Raw genomic sequence first — 15,969 nt, 5'->3', positions numbered from 1 at the left:
GCCGCGTCGCTATCAGGTTCTCGAAGGTTCTCGATTCGCTTGCGCGTTCACGATGTCGAGGGCCATGGCGAGCAGTGCGCCCTCGCCTCGCGTTTCGATCCGCACAGCACGCGCCAAATGCGTCGTGTCGATGCGCAGCGTGTCGCCGGCCGCGAGCGCCGTGGGCTCGCCGCCATTCACGCGCACCTTCGCTTCGCCCTGTGCGCAATAGAGCAGCACGGTGTCGGCCTCGATGCGGCGCGCCACGTTCTCGCGCCACACTTCGAACTGCGCGCGCGCCGCGTCGCGGCGCACCATCAGGTTGAAGTCGCGCGTGGGCCCGTCGACGAGGCGCGCATCGATCGGCGCTTCGCCGTCGAAGCGCGCAACATCGAGCGCCTGCGTCAGCGTATGCGTGCGCACCAGCGCACCGCCGTCCGCCGCCGTCTCGTCGAGCACCATGCCGGCGCCTTCGAGCAGCACCAGCGTGCGCGCCACGCCGTCGAAACGCGAGAACGGGCCAGCCTGCCCGACGTCCGCCACGCTCACGCGCCATGCGAACCCATCGGCGGCCTGGCCCGGCACGGCGCCCGGCAAATGCGCGAGCGCGATCTCGCGCGTGACGCCGCCGCCGTTCTTCCACGGCGACGCCACGAGATCCGCCCCGCGCAGCAGCGTGAGCCGCGCGGCGCCCGCTTCGTCTACCTCGCGGGCGATGCTCATCGGCCCAGCATCGGCAGCTTGAGCCCGGCTTCGCGCGCCGTCTGCTGCGCAAGCTCGTAGCCCGCATCCGCGTGACGCATCACGCCCGTCGCCGGATCGTTCAGCAGCACGCGGCCCAGACGCTCGTGCGCCGCCTGCGTGCCGTCCGCCACGATCACCACGCCCGAGTGCTGCGAGAAGCCCATGCCCACCCCGCCGCCATGGTGCAGCGACACCCACGACGCGCCACCCGCCGTATTCAGCAACGCGTTCAGCAGCGGCCAGTCGCTCACCGCATCCGAGCCGTCCTTCATCGATTCCGTCTCGCGGTTCGGGCTTGCCACCGAACCCGTGTCCAGGTGGTCGCGGCCAATCACGATCGGCGCCTTCAGCTCGCCGTTCTTCACCATCTCGTTGAACGCCTGGCCCAGACGATAGCGGTCCTTCACGCCCACCCAGCAGATCCGCGCCGGCAGACCCTGGAACGCGATGCGCTCGCGCGCCATGTCCAGCCAGTTGTGCAGGTGCGGATCGTCCGGAATCAGCTCCTTGACCTTCGCGTCCGTCTTGTAGATGTCCTCAGGATCGCCCGAAAGCGCCACCCAGCGGAACGGGCCCTTGCCCTCGCAGAACAGCGGGCGGATGTACGCCGGCACGAAGCCCGGGAAGTCGAACGCGTTCTCCACGCCCATTTCCAGCGCCATCTGGCGGATGTTGTTGCCGTAATCGAGCGTCGCCGCGCCGCGCTCCTGCAGCGTCAGCATCGCCTTCACCTGGTGCGCCATCGACTGCTTGGCCGCCTTTACGATGCTTTCCGGCGCCACCTTCTGCGCCTCGCGCCACCGCTCGACGCTCCAGCCCTGCGGCAGGTAGCCGTTGATCGGGTCGTGCGCGCTCGTCTGGTCCGTCACGCAGTCCGGCGTGATGCCGCGCGCCACGCACTCGGCGAACACGTCGGCGGCGTTGCCCAGCAGGCCCACCGACACCGGCTTGCCCGTCTTCTTCGCTTCCTCGACGATGGCCAGCGCCTCGTCGAGCGTCCTGGCCTTGCGGTCCACGTAGCGCGTCTTCAGGCGGAAGTCGATGCGCGTCTCGTCGCATTCGACCGCGATCATCGAGAAGCCCGCCATCGTCGCGGCCAGCGGCTGCGCGCCGCCCATGCCGCCCAGGCCGCCCGTGAGGATCCAGCGGCCCGACGGGTCGCCCTTGAAGTGCTGGTTCGCCACCGAGAAGAACGTCTCGTAGGTGCCCTGCACGATGCCCTGCGAGCCGATGTAGATCCAGCTGCCCGCCGTCATCTGGCCGTACATCATGAGGCCCTTGCGGTCGAGTTCGTGGAAGTGCTCCCACGTGGCCCAGTGCGGCACGAGGTTCGAGTTCGCGAGCAGCACGCGCGGCGCGTCGGCATGCGTGCGGAACACGCCCACCGGCTTGCCCGACTGGATCAGCAGCGTTTCGTCTTCGTTCAGGTCCTTCAGCGACGCCAGGATCTGGTCATAGCATTCCCAGTTGCGCGCGGCGCGGCCAATACCGCCGTACACCACCAGCGCGTGCGGGTGCTCGGCCACTTCCGCGTCCAGATTATTCTGGATCATGCGGTACGCGGCTTCGGCCAGCCAGGTCTTGCACACCTTCTCGCTGCCGCGCGGTGCGCGGATCGTGCGGCTCGGGTCGAGGCGGGGATCGGTGAAGTTCGGATGGTTCATGGCATTCGTCTCGGGATAGAAGTTCTTGCGCGGCCCAGGCCCTTCTGCCCACACCGGGCGATGGCCGGAAACGGCGTCACGGCAACGTGAGCACCAGTCTACCGCCGCCAAGTTGTATATACAACTCGTTTCGACAAAACAAGCGTAGGGAATTACCCTGGCGGGTTTTCCCGCAGGGACTCAAGGGATAGAAGGGATGGAACGCCGGACGAAGGCGCCTATTGACTAGACAAGATGATGGCAGCGGCGCGAAGCCGCGCCATTTCAGACGGTGCCGGCCAGATGGAAGCGCGAAGCCGGGTGCCAGAGCCGCACCGAAGTCGCGACGTGCTTGCCGACCCACGTGCGGCGCAGCAGCAACAGGCAGGGCTCGCCGATTTCCATGGCGAGATGCTGGCGCACGTGCGCGTCCGGCTTTTGCGCGTAGATGCGGAACTCCGCGCGCTGAATGGGCGCGAGGCGCACCATGTAATTGTTCGGCGTTTCGAGCGTGAAATCCTGCGCGAGATAGTCGGGAAATACCTCGGGATTGACGTAGCGATCCTCGTACTGAATCGGCTCACCCTCTTCGTAGTGTACGATGCGCGAATGAAACGCCGGCCCGGCGTCGAGTTCGAGCGCAGCGATGGCATTCGGGTCCTCGCTGGATTCCAGCGCGAGCACGCGCGCCGTGTGGCGATGGCCGCGCGCGGCGATTTCATCGGCGATGTTGCGGATCTGCAGGACCGTCGATTCGTACTGGCGCGGCGCGACATAGGTGCCCGAACCGCGCACGCGGTTCAGGACCCCTTCGGCCATGAGCTCGCGCAGCGCGCGCGAAACGGTCATGCGCGCAACACCGAACTCCTTGACCATCTCCGTTTCGGAGGGCACGACGTCGCCCGGCTTGAGCGCGCCGCTTTCGATCTGGGCGAGGACGTGGCGCTTGATCTGTTCGTATGCGGGCAAAGGCGTGCCGCGCGCCGGCTTGTTTTGCATAATCGTCATCTGGAAATGGGCGGGCGCATTGCCCGGCTTTCGGCCTTGTTTTCAACTGCGCACGAGCGCTGCGCTCGGGCAAAGCCAACCTGACCGGGGCACATTGTACCGTCAGCGATCGGTCGTGCCGCACGTGTTGGTCCATGCGTTCGCCGATGCCTAGCCCGTTCCGCCCCGCGCGAGGCGGCGCGAGCCTGGGCCCGTGCTAAGATCGGCGGCTCCCACTCCGGCGGCGACGCCTCAACGGCGACCCGGCGGCGCACCCGCGACCGCAACTGCGCGGAATCCGCGAGACCCACGCTACAGGCCTTCCAACGTGAACGCTCCCACTCAACTTCTGTTCCTGCCCGGCGCGTCGGGCGATCCCGCGTTCTGGCAGCCGCTCGCAGACCAGCTCGAGCATCCCGCCGAGCGTCGCTTCCTCACTTATCCGGGTTTCGGCGGCGCACCCGCGGACCCCGAGGTCGAGAATTTCGAGGATCTCGTGCGCCAGGTCGTCCAGCAGATCGACCGGCCTAGCGCGCTGATCGCCCAGTCGATGGGCGGCGTGCTCGCGTTGCGTGCCGCGCTGGCCAAGCCGGCGCTCGTCACGCATCTGGTGCTTGCCGCCACCTCGGGCGGCCTGGACACCCAGGCGCTCGGCGCGAGCGACTGGCGCGAGGAATTCGCCGCGCAAAACCCGCACTTGCCCGACTGGTTCCTCACCTTGCGCGAGGACCTCACGAGCGAGCTTGCGTATGTCCAGCAGCCGGTCATGCTGCTGTGGAGCGACGCGGATCCCATCAGCCCGCTAGCCGTCGGCGAAAAACTGCTCGAACTGCTGCCGAACTCGGAGCTCGACGTGGTGAACGGCGGCGGCCACGACCTCGCATGCGAGCATGCGCGCGTGCTTGCACCGCTCGTCGACGATTTCCTGCAAGCGGGCGTCGCCGCGTAGTCAGCGCCCGAGACCGGTCTGGCTACGCGTCGCTGCCGTCACAAGACGCGTGCATGGCGAGCGGCATCCATGCACGCGTCAGTTCATTGCTCGATCTGCCGGTTCCAGCGCGAATCCCACTGTGCGCGATGCTGGTTGATCACGTCCCAGTCCACCACCGTCACCTTCTTCACGAGCTGGTTGAGGTCGCCAAGGCTCTTTTGCATGTCCGGCGGCATGGTCGCGTTCTGATTGGTGGGAATCTGCTTGCCGGCAGTCGCGGCCTTGCTTTGAGCAGGCGCCGAAAGCAGGAATTGCGCGAGTTTTTGCGCGAGTTGCGGATCGGAATTGTTCTTCACGACGCACAGGTCGACGAGCAGCAGCACCGCGCCTTCCTTCGGATTCGCATAGGCCACGGGCAAGCCCTTATCCTTCAGGTCGCCGACGGCAGTGGGCGTGAGCGGGAAGATACCGGCCTCGCCCGTCTGGATCATCTCCGAGAGCTTGGCGGAGTTCGGAATATATTCGACGACGTTCGGCCCCACCGTGCTCGGCCACTTCGTGAAGCCCGGCTCGACGTTGTTCTCGCTGCCGCCCATCAGGCGGTTGATGGCCAGAAAGCCGTGCAGCCCGAAGGTGCTGCTGGAAGCCGACTGGAACACCACTTTGCCCTTGTACTTGGGATTTTCAAAATCGAGCCATGAAGTGGGGGGCGCCCAGCCTTTCTCGGCGAACAGCTTGGTGTTGTAGCCGATGCCGGTCATGCCGAGTTGCACGCCCGCGCCCATGTCGCCCTTCATGCGCGCGAACGGATACAGTTCCTTGAGCACCGGCGAATCGTCGAGCTTCTCGCACACGCCCATGCTGACCGCGCGCGCCATCACGCCGTCGTCGAGAAAAGCCACATGAATCTGCGGGCTGTTGCGGTTCGCCATGAGCTTGGCCAGCACGTCGGACGACGTGCCCGGCACGACCACGACTTTGACGTTATTGGCCTTTTCGAAGTCGGGCAGGACCTGGCTCGTGTAGGCCTTCTCCATCGGACCGCCGTTCATGCCGATATAAATCGTCTTCGTCTGCGACCAGGCAGAGGTGGAAAGACCGAAGGCGCAAAGCGCAGCCAGCGAAGCCAATGTGCGTGCGAATTTCATCAAGTGGACTCCTTATTGGATGGGGAGAGCGGCATGAACGGAAGGCTCGGTGAAGCGGCCGATTGAAAACGGTTCGATGGGCGTGCTCGTTGTGCCTTCGATGACGAGCTCAGCAAGAACTTCACCCACGCCCGGCGCGAGCAAAAAGCCGCCGCCGGAAAAGCCGAAGGCGTGCAGCAAGCGTGGCGTGGTATGGCTGGGGCCAATGATGGGATTGCTATCCGGCGTTTCGCCTTCTACGCCGCTCCAGGTGCGAATCAGCAACGCGTTGCGCAGTCCGGGCAGCAGCGCGCAGGCTTCGCGCATGACGGCGCGCGTGGTATCGCTGGAAGGCTGCGCGTACTCGCCGTCGCCGTGTCCGCGGCCGCCGCCGATCACGCAGTTGCCGCGCTCGACCTGGCGCGCGTAAACGCCGCCGCCATACACGCCCAGGTTGTGCTGAATAAAACGCGGCAGCGGCTCGGTCACCCACATGTTCGGATAAATCGGCTTCATCGGCGCCACTTCCCCGAATGCGCCCGCGACGGTGTTGGCCCAGGCGCCGGCGGCATTGATGAACCAGTCGGCGCTGATGCGTGCTTCGCCAGCGCGCATCTGGAAGCGGCGCCCATCAAAGCTCAGGTCGCCGAGCGCGGTTTGCTCCTGCACGTGCGCGCCCGCGCGGCGCGCCGCCGCCGCGAAGCCGGGCGAGACGAGACGCGGATTCGCCTGGCCGTCGCTCGCGCACAGCGACCCGCCTATCGCGGCCTTGCCGAGCCACGGGTAGCGGCGGCGAAACGCGTCGCCGCTCATGACCTGCGACTCGACACCGTGTTCGCGCGCCATCGCGGACCATGCGTGAAGCGCCTCGATGTCGCTCTCGCGGCGCGCGAGGCGCAAATGCCCCGATACAACGAACTCCCCGTCGATGCCGATCAGTTCGGGCAAACAGCTCCAGACGCGCCGGGCCCGTATCGCCAGCGGCAACTGCTCGGCGGAACGGCCCTGGGTGCGCACGCCGCCGTAGTTCACGCCGCTTGCCTGCGCGCCGCAAAAGCGGCGCTCGAACAGGCCCACGCTCAAGCCCTTGCGCGCGAGCGCGAGCGCCGCCGAAGCACCCACGAGCCCGCCGCCCGCGATCACCACCTGGAAATGGCGTGTGTCATTCATCGTGGGCTTCCTCGTCGACGACCTGAACGCCATCCTCGAACAGCATGGGTGAAATCGGGATCGGCTTGATAGGCGCCTGGCTACGCAACCGGCCCACTTCGTGCAGCGGCTTGCCGGTTTCCGTGCTGAGCAGCGCCACGGCCGATTCGCCGCACATGCGTCCCTGGCAGCGTCCCATGCCGATGCGCGTGAGCGCCTTCAGACGATTGACTTCGGTTGCAAGGCCACTGCGGATACAACTGCGCAACGTGCCCGCGCTCACTTCCTCGCAGCGGCAGACGGTCAGATCGTCGGGCCAACTGGCGGCACAATCGGCGGCCGGCGCAAAGGCCTGCTCGATACCCGCACGAAAGCGCGCGATGCGTTCGAGACGTTTCTCGATGGTGGCCGCATCGTGCGACTGCCCCGCCGATGCGATGCCGATGTCTTCGAGCACGGCGAGCGCGGCACGGCGGCCCGCCAGTTCCGCTGCATCCGCGCCCGCGATTCCCGCGCCGTCGCCCGCGAGATAGACCCCTTCGACGGAGCTACGGCCTGCCGCGTCGCGCTCGGGCAGCCAGCAGCGGTTGAGCGCATCGAACCCGAAGCGGCAGCCCGCAAGATCGGCGAGCTGCGTTTCGGGACGCAGGCCGTAACCGAGGCCGACGGCGTCGCATGCGAGACGCTGCTCGACACCTTTGGCCGAGCGCCAGCGAACCGCTTCGACGGCCTCGCGGCCATCGATGGCCGCGAGAGACACGCCATGCTCGACACGCACGCCGCGCGCCTTGAGCGAGGCCACGTAATAAACGCCCTTCGCGAACGTGGCCGGTTGGTTGAGCAGCGCGGGCGCGGCAGCGGCCTGGCGCGAGAACGGGCTGGTGTCGAGAACCGCAGCCACCTGCGCACCCGCTTTTGCGTATTGGTAAGCGACGAGATAGAGCAGAGGGCCGGTCCCGGCGAACACAGTACGATGGCCGATCGCGCAGCCTTGCGCCTTGAGCGCGACCTGTGCGCCGCCGAGCGTATAAATGCCGGGCAGGGTCCAGCCAGGCAGCGGAACGATGCGGTCAGTCGCGCCGCTCGCGATGATCAAATGCGACCACGGCACGCTCGCTTCCCTGCCCTCGCCCAAGGTCTCGATCCGCCCGGGCTCGCACGACCAGGCGAGCGTATCGGGCCGGTAGTCGATCTTCGAAAGAATCTGTGCCATGGCTTCGTGAACCGCGTGCGCCTTCGTCGCCTCGAAGCCGTAGAGCACGGCCCTGGTGCGCGAAAAACCGGCGCCCGCCTCGGGTTGGCGATAGATCTGCCCGCCCCAGCGCGCGTTCTCGTCGATCACGGTCGGCCGCAGGCCAGCGGCGACGAGCGTCTGTGCAGCGCGAATGCCGGCCGGCCCCGCCCCGACGATAACGATACGAGGAGTCATCGTGCTCATTTCCCAATTCCTTCGTTATCCGGATTGTCTTGCGTGAGCACACGCATGCCTTCGCGCAACGGCGTCGAGCAAGCGCGCAGCCGTGTGCCGTCCTCGCAGCGGACCCAACAGTCCTGGCACGCGCCAATCAGGCAAAAGCCCGCACGCGGCGCGCCGCTGAATTCGCTGCGGCGCACGCGCCGCTGTTGCGTGAGGATCGCGGTGAGCAGCGTGTCGCCCGCGAGCGCCTCGACCTCGACGCCGTCGAGAACGAAGGACACGCGCGCGCGAGCCGTTTCGGCAACACGGACGAACTGGACAAAGGGAAGCGGCGTGACGGTGCTCATATGCGGTCAACTGGCTGGCGTCAAAAATTCAGGCGAAGTATCGGCACTGCGTTCAGTGCCGCCCGATCAGGATGCGATTGAGCCCGTAGACGCGATCGAGCAGCAGCATCGCGCCCGCGGTAATAAAAATAACGAGCGCCGATACGGACGCCATCATCGGGTCGATCGATTCGGTCGCGTACATGTACATGCGCACGGGCAGCGTGACGGTCTGCGGCGACGTCACGAAGATCGACATCGTCAGTTCATCGAAACTATTGATGAATGCGAGCAGCCATCCGCCCGTGATGCCGGGCACGATCATCGGCAGCGTGACGCGACGGAACGTGGCCCACGCGTTCGCGCCGAGCGACGAGGCCGCATGCTCGATGCTGCGGTCGAGGCCGCTCACCGAGGCGAGCACGAGCCGCATCACGAACGGCGTGATGATGATCATGTGCGCGAGAATCAGCCAGGCGAACGCTCCGGTTGCGCCGATCAGCGCGAAGAAGCGCAGCAGCGCGATGCCCAGCACGAGGCCCGGTATCACGAGCGGGGAAAGCAGCAGCGCGTTGAGAAAACCGCGCCCCGGGAAACGCGCGCGGCCAATCGCGAGCCCGGCCGGCAGCGCGATGGCGAGCGAGAGCGTGGCCGAGGCGAAGGCGAGCTTCAGGCTGTTGAAGAATGCCGTGATGAAGTCCGGGTAGTCGAGAATGGCACGGAACCAGCGCAGCGAAAAACCGTGCGTGGGCAGCGTCAGGGTTTCGTCGGGCGTAAAGGCCACGAGAATGACGATGACGAGCGGCGCCAGCACGAAGAGGATGACCAGGCTATGGAACGTGAGAGCGAGCAGTCCGTTTTTGCGCATGATGTGTAATCCGACGATGCAGGAACATCAGCCCATGCTGCGGGCGTAGCGGCGCTCGAGCACGCGGTAGTACGTGAGCATCACCACCAGATTCGCGACCAGCAGGAGCACGGCGATCGTTGCGCCGAGCGGCCAGTTCATCGAACTGAGGAACTGGTCGTAGACGGCGGTCGCCGCCACTTTCAGGCGTCGGCCGCCCAGCAGGCCCGGAATCGCGAACGCGCTTGCCGAGAGGCCGAACACCATGAGGCTGCCCGAGAGAATGCCGGGCAACAGTTGCGGCAGCACGATGCGGCGCAGCGTGGTGGCGGGCGACGCCATCAGCGAGAGCGCCGCATGCTCCGTTTGCGGATCGAGCCGCTGCAGCGAGGTCCACACGGGAATCACCATGAACGGCAGCATCACGTGCACGAGCGCAATGACGATCGCGAAGGTCGTGTATTCGAGCTTGAAGGGCCCCGCGCCGAACAGGCCGAAGAACTGGTTCACGAGGCCGTTCGTGTTGAGCAGCATGCTCCAGCCAAACGCGCGCACCACCACCGAAACGAGCAGTGGCGCAAGAATCACGAGCAGAAATAGCGAGCGCCACGGATCCCGCATGCGCGAGAGAATGTAGGCCTCGGGCGTGCCGATCACGACGCACAGCAGCGTGGTCAGCGCGGCAATGCCAAAGGTGCGCAGGAAGATCGTATGGAAGTACGACGAGCCGAGCACCTCTACATAGTTGTGCAGATCGAATGCGGCGACTGGACCGCTCGACGGATCGAAACGGTAGAAAGTCAGCGCGAACGTCATGGCGAGCGGCACGAGCACGAGCGCGGCGAAGAGCAACAGCGCGGGCGCGCTCATGAGCCACAGCGGCAGATAAGCCTGCCAGCCCCCGTGTGCCGTGGCGCGCGGCGCGCGTTGCGGAGTGGGTTGAGAAGCGGGAAGCGTGCTAGACATGGGGGCCGTCCTGCCGGATGAAGCGAATCGCGTCGCTATGCCAGTCGATGCCCACCTGGTCGTCTTCCGCAAGCGGCTCATTGCCTTCGTTCTGGCAGCACACGAGCATCTCTCCGGCACGACTGTCGAGCCGGTAGAGCCACTGGCTGCCGAGGAAGAAGCGGCTCGTCACGCGGCCCGCGAGACGTCCCGAACCGCTTGCGCACAGCTTGAGCTTTTCGGGGCGGATGCACAGCGTGATCGCGTCGCCCACGCCTACCGCCCGAGCACGCTCGGGCAACTGCGCCATCGAGCCCGTCTCCGCGAGGCCGTTGCCGAGATCGACGCGGATCGTGTCGCCCTCGCGCGCGACGATGCGGCCCGCGAGCATGTTGGCCTTGCCGATGAACTGCGAGACGAAGTCGTTCTCGGGGCGTTCGTAGGCACGATACGGCGTATCGACCTGCGTGATGCGCCCGTGCTCCATCACGACCACGCGGTCGCTGATCGAGAGCGCCTCCGACTGATCGTGAGTGACCATCAGCGTGGTCGTGCCGATCTTGCGCTGAATGGCGCGCAACTCGAACTGCATCTCCTCGCGCAACTTGGCGTCGAGATTGGACATCGGCTCGTCGAGCAGCAGCACCGGCGGCGCAATCACGATCGCACGCGCGATCGCCACGCGCTGGCGCTGGCCGCCCGAGAGTTCGCGCGGAAAGCGGTGCGCATAGGCATCGAGGCGCACGAGCGCAAGCGCCTCGTGGATGCGCGCCTTGCGCTCGGCCTTCTCTATGCCGCGCATCTCCAGGCCGAAGCTCACGTTCTGCTCGACGCTCATGTGCGGAAACAGCGCGTAGCTCTGGAACACGATGCCGAGGCCGCGCTTGTTCGGCGGCATGTGAGTGATGTCGCGGCCATCGAGCGTGATGCGGCCGTGCGTGGCCTCCACGAAGCCGGCAATCATCTGCAGCGTCGTGGTTTTGCCGCAGCCCGAGGGGCCGAGCAGCGACACGAATTCGCCCTTTTCCACCGACAGGTTGATATCGGCGACCGCCTGCAAGTCGCCGAACGATTTCGACACATCCGTCAACGTGAGGAACGACATGGTCTGGCCTTCCTGAATCGATCGCATTGCGTTGAAGCGACTCTAGCTAGCCAAATTTTCGACCGTCAATTTAAAATTCCATCGAATGATAGAAATCTGTCTTACATTCCGTTTAATGGAATATATTGACGAAGCCACGGTCAAGTCATTTCATCAGGCGATCATCGGGAAATCCCTGAATGAACGCTCGCAAGCAAACCCGCACAGGCCGCGGCGCACGAATCAGACAGCGCATCAAACCTTATGGATACCTGCCAGATATTCCGCTGAATGGAATAAATCGAGAGAGACGCGACAGCAATGGAAGAGAAAAGTGGCATGCAAAGCGACGACGCCCGCGGCGCGGGCGTCCTGCAACGCGCATTCGCGGTGATCCGCACGCTGGGAGAAAGCGAGGCGCAAGGCAGCCGCGTAACAACGCTCGCCAAGGCCGTCGGCCTCACGCCGGCAACGGTGCACCGCCTGCTGCAGGGGCTGATTGCCGAGGGCGTGGTCGAGCAGGATGAAGGCACGAAGCGCTATCGCCTGAGCGTGGACTTCTTTGCAATGGCCGCGCAGGCGGGCAATCCGAGCGGCATGCGCACGCTGTGCCGCCCCGCGTTGTTGCGCCTGTGCGCAAGCCTTGGCGACACGATCTTTCTGCTCGTGAAAAGCAGCTTCGATGCAGTGTGCCTCGACATGTGCGAAGGGCCGTTTCCGATCCGTTCGTTCACGGGCGACATCGGCGGGCGCGTCGCGCTGGGCGTGGGCCAGGGCAGCCTCGCGATTCTCGCTTTTCAGCCCGAGGCCGAGCGTGAGGAGATCATCCGGTTCAACGTGCCGCGCCTGCGCAGCTATGGCGTGCTCGACGAGGTCTATCTGCGCACGGAGATCGAGCGCGTGCGCAAGCTCGGCTACGCGGGGCGCAATACCGGCGTGCTGGAGGGCATGGCAGGCGTGGCCGTGCCCATCCTCGACCGCAACGGTTGCGCAGTGGGCGCGCTGAGCGTCGGCACGCTGGCTGCTCGCTTGACCGAGGAGCGCTTGCCGACAATCGTCGAATTGCTCAAACGTCAGGCGGAGATCATCGGCCCCCAGACCAACCCGTTCGACGTGGCGGTGCGCCGGCCCATGCACGGACTCACGCGCGCGATGACGACACAGCCATTGGCGTAAGCAGTATCCTCCTGTCTAAAGCCGCCCCGGCAGACCATCATTTCAATAAAAGCCCAACTGCCGAAGCTCGAGCACGGTTGCCATGATGCCTGGTGCCACGATGGCTTCTGGAATGACATGGTTGGTCAGATCGGCAGCCAGCGCATCGATTGCGATGCTTGTGGGGTTATGGCCCGCTTCGTGCAATGTTTCCGCGAGTTCCCGGATGGCGTTATGGCACGTCATGAAGACCACGCCCCGCGCAACCGCGCGAGCCGCACGCGCGCACGCACGCCGCGTCCGTTCGCGCCCGCATCCAGGCCGACTTCGCCGCCGTGCGAATGCACGATCTCGCGCACGATCGCGAGGCCGAGCCCCGTGCCCTCCGTGTCCGATACCGCCCTGAAGAACGGCTCGAACACGCGGGCACGCGCTTCGGCGGGAATGCCGGGTCCGTCGTCGAGCACCTCTAGCGTCACCGCGTCCTCGCGCGACTGCACGCTCACGGTGACGCGGCCTCCAGGCTGCGTATAGCGCAGCGCGTTATCCACGAGGTTGCTCACCATCGCGCGCAGCAGTTCGCGGTGCCCCGAAACGAGCGCCGCGCCATGCAGTTCCGCGCCGAGGTCGATGTCGCGCGCCTGAGCCAGCATCACGAGCCCCTCCACGGCCTCGTGCGCGAGTTGTGCCATATCCACGGGCACGCCAGGCCGCTGCGCGGTGTCGAACGCCTCGGCCTGCGCCAGCAACAGCAGCTTGTTGGTCAGCGCCACCATCGACCGATTGCTCTCGCGCATCGCCGCGAACACCTCGGCCAGCGCCGGATCCAGCGTCCCCTGCGAGCACGCGTACTGCAATTGCGTGCCCAGCAGCGTAAGCGGCGTGCGCAACTGATGCGATGCATCGGCGATAAAGCGCCTTTGCGCGGCGTTCTGCGCACCGAGGCGCGCGATGCACTGGTTGATCGCATCCACCACGGGCCGCAGCTCCGCATGCAGCCCCTCGGAGCGAATCGGCACGAGGTGCATCGGATCGCGGTCGGCGACCTCGTTCTTGAGCTTCATGAGCGGACGCAGCTCGAACGTGAGGCCGATGCACGCCAGCGCCACCGCCAGCAGCACCATGCCGATCTGGCGCGCGAGCTGGGGCCGCCACAAAGCCGTCGTCATGGCGTCGCGCGAATGCTCCGTCTTGCCCACCGAAACGCGCACGCGCCAGACGCGGCCGTTGTCGTACATCGAGCGCAGCACGCTCACTGCGCGCAGCGCCTCGCCGTGCAGCGCGGCGTCGTACCAGACCGGCGCGTCGACGGCGGGCGCCGTTCCCGCAGCCGGAAAATCGGGCATGCCCGCGAGCAGCGGGCCATCTTCCACGCTGACGTGGTAGAACACCTGATCGCGCTGCGGCGACGCGAAAAGCTCGAGCGCCGCCGGCGGCACGTTCGCGCGCAGCGCGCCGTCGCTCCACTCCACCGAACCCGCAAGCATGCGCGCAGACGAAAGCAGTCTTCCGTCCTGCACGAGATCGGCGGTGTGGCGCGCCGCGCGATACTCGTAGGTGGTCGTGAAAATCACATACAGGCCGAGCGGCACCAGCATCCACCACAACAGCCGGATGCGCAGGCTACTCGTCATCGCGCGGGTTCCTCGTCATGCCTCACGCCGCTTCGTCGCGCTTGCGCAGCAAATAGCCGAGGCCGCGCAGCGTGACGATCGTGGCCGAGCTGCCTTCGAGTTTCTTGCGCAGCCGCGACACGTAGATCTCGATGGCGTCTTCGCTCGGATCGTCGGCGAGCGTGAAGATCGCGTCGGCCAGCGCGGACTTCGAGACGGTCTTGTTCAGACGCAGCATCAGCGCTTCGAGCACGGTGCGCTCGCGCGGCGTCACGTTGAGCGGCGCGCCGTCGAGCGTGAACCGCCCCGTGTTGATGTCGAAGACGAGGTCGCCGCAACTGACTTCGTTGGCGCGCGCCGGCGTCTGCCGCCGGATCAGCACCTTGACGCGCGCCACCAGTTCGCGCACTTCGAAGGGCTTGACGAGATAGTCGTCGGCGCCGCTGCCCAGCAGTTCCACCTTTTCGTCGATCGATCCGCTCGCCGTGAGCACCATCACCGGCGTGGCGTCGCCGCGCTGGCGCAGCCGCCGCAGCACGTTCTTGCCCGAAAGCTTCGGCAGGTTCAGGTCGAGCAGCACGACATCGTAGGCATTGGTGCGCAGGAGCGAATCGGCGGCATCGCCGTCCTGCACCGCATCGCAGGCAAAGCCCTGCTCCACCAGCGTCTTGACGAGCCAGTGAGCGAGCGTGGGGTTGTCTTCGATGAGCAACAGCTTCATGGGCGGGGCGGTGGATGGAAACCGTGTGCGGCGATTGTGCCGGATTGTGCCGCCCCGCGAGCATGGCCGCCTTGCGGGTTAACACGGACGTTCGTGAAGGGGTATCGAAGGCTGGCAGAAAGGTTAGCGTTTCTATAATCGGCCGCATCCATCAAAAAAGCGCGGCCCGCGAGGCCTCGCGCCATCGTCGCCTTTCAGGCATGGGACCAGACTAAGTGCTAAAGCACTAACTCTGGTCGACACAGGAGACTAAAAAATGTACACGTTGCGCCATATCGCCGCCGTATCGAGTGTCGCTTTCGCCCTCGCCGCCACCTCCGCCGCCGCGCATGCGGAAAAGATCACCATCATGGTGGGCGGCGCAACCAAAATCATCTACCTGCCCGCCAAGCTGACCGAGCAGCTCGGCTACTTCAAGGACGAAGGGCTCGACGTGGAAATCCAGTCGCAGCCGGCCGGCGTGGACGCCGAGAACGAACTGCTCGCGGGCGCCGTGCAGGGCGTGGTGGGCTTCTACGACCACACCATCGATCTGCAGAGCAAGGGCAAGGAAGTCCAGACGCTGGTGATCTTCGGCCAGGTGCCGGGCGAAGTGGAGATGGTGTCGAACGCGGCGGCCGGCACGATCAAGAGCATGGCCGACGTCAAGGGTAAGACGCTCGGGGTGACGGGTCTGGGCTCGTCCACGAGCTTTCTCACGCAATACCTCGCGCAGCGCGCCGGCATTGCCTCGAACCAGTACACGCTGCTGCCCGTGGGCGCCGACGCCACCTTCATCGCCGCGATGAAGCAGAACCGCATCGACGCGGGCATGACGACCGAGCCCACCGTCTCGCGCCTCTTGCAGACCGGCGACGCCAAGGTGCTGGTGGACATGCGCACGCTCGACGGCACGCGCGCCGCGCTAGGCGGCACCTACCCGGCATCGAGCTTCTATGTGCAGCGCGCCTGGGCGCAGTCGCACAAGGACGAAGCCACCAAGCTCGCGCATGCGTTCTCGCGCACGCTCAACTTCATCGCGACGCATAAGGCCGAGGAGATCGCAGAGAAAATGCCGAAGGATTACTACGGCAGTAATAAGGATCTCTATGTAAAGGCGCTGGCCGCTTCGCTGCCGATGTTCACGAAGGACGGCCGCATGCCCGCCGATGGTCCGGAGACCGTGCTCAAGGTGCTGTCCGCCTTCAACCCTTCGGTCAAGGGCAAGCATATCGATCTCGCGAAGACGTACTCGAACGAGTATCTGCCGGCCGCGACCGCCACGGCGGCAAAGTAACGCCGCCACGCAAATCGACATCGAC

At 65.7% G+C, this 15,969-nt stretch carries 16 protein-coding genes; 3 read left to right on the top strand and 13 right to left on the bottom strand.

All coding sequences use genetic code 11. The features are described from left to right. Nucleotides 1–12: 12 nt before the first annotated feature. From PWP93_RS22140 to hutC, 3 genes are all read right to left on the bottom strand, one after another. Nucleotides 13–702 (bottom strand): HutD family protein, encoded by a 690-nt coding sequence (locus tag PWP93_RS22140; protein WP_421045952.1) that lies wholly within the window; start codon nt 700–702, stop codon nt 13–15. Further along, a complete protein-coding gene (gene hutU, locus PWP93_RS22135) occupies nt 699–2,387 on the bottom strand; it encodes a urocanate hydratase (protein WP_421045951.1) in 1,689 nt (562 codons plus the stop codon). Before hutU ends, PWP93_RS22140 begins: the two co-directional genes overlap by 4 nt. Before the next feature lie 264 nt (nt 2,388–2,651). Then, entirely contained in the window at nt 2,652–3,365 is a 714-nt protein-coding gene (gene hutC / locus PWP93_RS22130; protein WP_421027105.1) for a histidine utilization repressor, read from the bottom strand. Between the two features lie 316 nt (nt 3,366–3,681). Between hutC and PWP93_RS22125 the strand changes: the two genes are divergently transcribed. Beyond that, nucleotides 3,682–4,302, top strand: a complete 621-nt coding sequence (locus PWP93_RS22125) for an alpha/beta fold hydrolase (RefSeq protein ID WP_421045950.1) — start codon at nt 3,682–3,684, stop codon at nt 4,300–4,302. 83 nt (nt 4,303–4,385) lie between these two features. On the opposite strand, the gene PWP93_RS22120 is transcribed toward PWP93_RS22125, so the two are convergent. Genes PWP93_RS22120 through PWP93_RS22090 form a run of 7 tightly spaced genes read right to left on the bottom strand, consistent with a single transcriptional unit; the run spans nt 4,386 to nt 11,200 of the window. After that, nucleotides 4,386–5,432, bottom strand: a complete 1,047-nt coding sequence (locus tag PWP93_RS22120; RefSeq protein ID WP_421045949.1) for an ABC transporter substrate-binding protein — start codon at nt 5,430–5,432, stop codon at nt 4,386–4,388. A 12-nt stretch (nt 5,433–5,444) separates the two neighbouring features. Continuing rightward, a complete protein-coding gene (locus PWP93_RS22115) occupies nt 5,445–6,581 on the bottom strand; it encodes an NAD(P)/FAD-dependent oxidoreductase (protein WP_421045948.1) in 1,137 nt (378 codons plus the stop codon). Further along, nucleotides 6,574–7,998: an FAD-dependent oxidoreductase gene (locus PWP93_RS22110; RefSeq protein WP_421045947.1), complete on the bottom strand. Its 1,425-nt coding sequence runs from the start codon at nt 7,996–7,998 to the stop codon at nt 6,574–6,576. Before PWP93_RS22110 ends, PWP93_RS22115 begins: the two co-directional genes overlap by 8 nt. Further along, nucleotides 7,995–8,324 (bottom strand): (2Fe-2S)-binding protein, encoded by a 330-nt coding sequence (locus PWP93_RS22105; protein ID WP_421045946.1) that lies wholly within the window; start codon nt 8,322–8,324, stop codon nt 7,995–7,997. The genes PWP93_RS22110 and PWP93_RS22105 overlap by 4 nt, the downstream gene beginning before the upstream one ends. A gap of 52 nt (nt 8,325–8,376) precedes the next feature. Continuing rightward, nucleotides 8,377–9,171, bottom strand: a complete 795-nt coding sequence (locus tag PWP93_RS22100) for an ABC transporter permease (protein WP_421045945.1) — start codon at nt 9,169–9,171, stop codon at nt 8,377–8,379. 27 nt (nt 9,172–9,198) lie between these two features. Then, complete coding sequence (locus tag PWP93_RS22095) at nt 9,199–10,116, bottom strand: ABC transporter permease (RefSeq protein ID WP_421045944.1); 918 nt, start codon at nt 10,114–10,116, stop codon at nt 9,199–9,201. Continuing rightward, on the bottom strand, nt 10,109–11,200 hold the full coding sequence (locus PWP93_RS22090; RefSeq protein ID WP_421045943.1) for an ABC transporter ATP-binding protein: 1,092 nt from the start codon (nt 11,198–11,200) through the stop codon (nt 10,109–10,111). Before PWP93_RS22090 ends, PWP93_RS22095 begins: the two co-directional genes overlap by 8 nt. 300 nt (nt 11,201–11,500) lie before the next feature. On the opposite strand from PWP93_RS22090, the gene PWP93_RS22085 reads away from it, so the two are divergent. Then, entirely contained in the window at nt 11,501–12,355 is an 855-nt protein-coding gene (locus tag PWP93_RS22085) for an IclR family transcriptional regulator (RefSeq protein WP_421026979.1), read from the top strand. A gap of 42 nt (nt 12,356–12,397) precedes the next feature. Here the strand turns inward: PWP93_RS22085 and PWP93_RS22080 are convergent, their stop codons facing one another. From PWP93_RS22080 to PWP93_RS22070, 3 genes are read right to left on the bottom strand one after another with little or no spacing between them, the layout of a single operon-like run. Then, nucleotides 12,398–12,580, bottom strand: a complete 183-nt coding sequence (locus tag PWP93_RS22080; protein ID WP_421045942.1) for a hypothetical protein — start codon at nt 12,578–12,580, stop codon at nt 12,398–12,400. Next, nucleotides 12,577–13,968 carry a sensor histidine kinase gene (locus PWP93_RS22075; protein ID WP_421045941.1) on the bottom strand — a complete coding sequence of 464 codons (1,392 nt, stop codon included), beginning with the start codon at nt 13,966–13,968 and terminating at the stop codon, nt 12,577–12,579. Before PWP93_RS22075 ends, PWP93_RS22080 begins: the two co-directional genes overlap by 4 nt. 22 nt (nt 13,969–13,990) lie before the next feature. Next, nucleotides 13,991–14,668 (bottom strand): response regulator, encoded by a 678-nt coding sequence (locus tag PWP93_RS22070; protein WP_421045940.1) that lies wholly within the window; start codon nt 14,666–14,668, stop codon nt 13,991–13,993. A gap of 256 nt (nt 14,669–14,924) precedes the next feature. On the opposite strand from PWP93_RS22070, the gene PWP93_RS22065 reads away from it, so the two are divergent. Beyond that, nucleotides 14,925–15,944, top strand: a complete 1,020-nt coding sequence (locus PWP93_RS22065; RefSeq protein WP_421045939.1) for an ABC transporter substrate-binding protein — start codon at nt 14,925–14,927, stop codon at nt 15,942–15,944. Nucleotides 15,945–15,969: the final 25 nt, after the last annotated feature.

The sequence above is a fragment of the Paraburkholderia sp. A1RI-2L genome, from assembly GCF_048957375.1.
GTDB lineage: Bacteria > Pseudomonadota > Gammaproteobacteria > Burkholderiales > Burkholderiaceae > Paraburkholderia.
Note: the sequence above shows the minus strand (reverse complement) of the source record. Positions and strands in the feature narration are given on the sequence as shown.

Excerpts from the sequence above, each read along its gene's own strand:
- PWP93_RS22140 (WP_421045952.1), bottom strand. The coding sequence starts at position 702 with ATGAGCATCGCCCGCGAGGTAGACGAAGCGGGCGCCGCGCGGCTCACG.
- hutU (WP_421045951.1), bottom strand. The coding sequence starts at position 2,387 with ATGAACCATCCGAACTTCACCGATCCCCGCCTCGACCCGAGCCGCACG.
- hutC (WP_421027105.1), bottom strand. The coding sequence starts at position 3,365 with ATGCAAAACAAGCCGGCGCGCGGCACGCCTTTGCCCGCATACGAACAG.
- PWP93_RS22120 (WP_421045949.1), bottom strand. The coding sequence starts at position 5,432 with ATGAAATTCGCACGCACATTGGCTTCGCTGGCTGCGCTTTGCGCCTTC.
- PWP93_RS22115 (WP_421045948.1), bottom strand. The coding sequence starts at position 6,581 with ATGAATGACACACGCCATTTCCAGGTGGTGATCGCGGGCGGCGGGCTC.
- PWP93_RS22110 (WP_421045947.1), bottom strand. The coding sequence starts at position 7,998 with ATGAGCACGATGACTCCTCGTATCGTTATCGTCGGGGCGGGGCCGGCC.
- PWP93_RS22105 (WP_421045946.1), bottom strand. The coding sequence starts at position 8,324 with ATGAGCACCGTCACGCCGCTTCCCTTTGTCCAGTTCGTCCGTGTTGCC.
- PWP93_RS22100 (WP_421045945.1), bottom strand. The coding sequence starts at position 9,171 with ATGCGCAAAAACGGACTGCTCGCTCTCACGTTCCATAGCCTGGTCATC.
- PWP93_RS22095 (WP_421045944.1), bottom strand. The coding sequence starts at position 10,116 with ATGTCTAGCACGCTTCCCGCTTCTCAACCCACTCCGCAACGCGCGCCG.
- PWP93_RS22090 (WP_421045943.1), bottom strand. The coding sequence starts at position 11,200 with ATGTCGTTCCTCACGTTGACGGATGTGTCGAAATCGTTCGGCGACTTG.
- PWP93_RS22085 (WP_421026979.1), top strand. The coding sequence starts at position 11,501 with ATGGAAGAGAAAAGTGGCATGCAAAGCGACGACGCCCGCGGCGCGGGC.
- PWP93_RS22080 (WP_421045942.1), bottom strand. The coding sequence starts at position 12,580 with ATGACGTGCCATAACGCCATCCGGGAACTCGCGGAAACATTGCACGAA.
- PWP93_RS22075 (WP_421045941.1), bottom strand. The coding sequence starts at position 13,968 with ATGACGAGTAGCCTGCGCATCCGGCTGTTGTGGTGGATGCTGGTGCCG.
- PWP93_RS22070 (WP_421045940.1), bottom strand. The coding sequence starts at position 14,668 with ATGAAGCTGTTGCTCATCGAAGACAACCCCACGCTCGCTCACTGGCTC.
- PWP93_RS22065 (WP_421045939.1), top strand. The coding sequence starts at position 14,925 with ATGTACACGTTGCGCCATATCGCCGCCGTATCGAGTGTCGCTTTCGCC.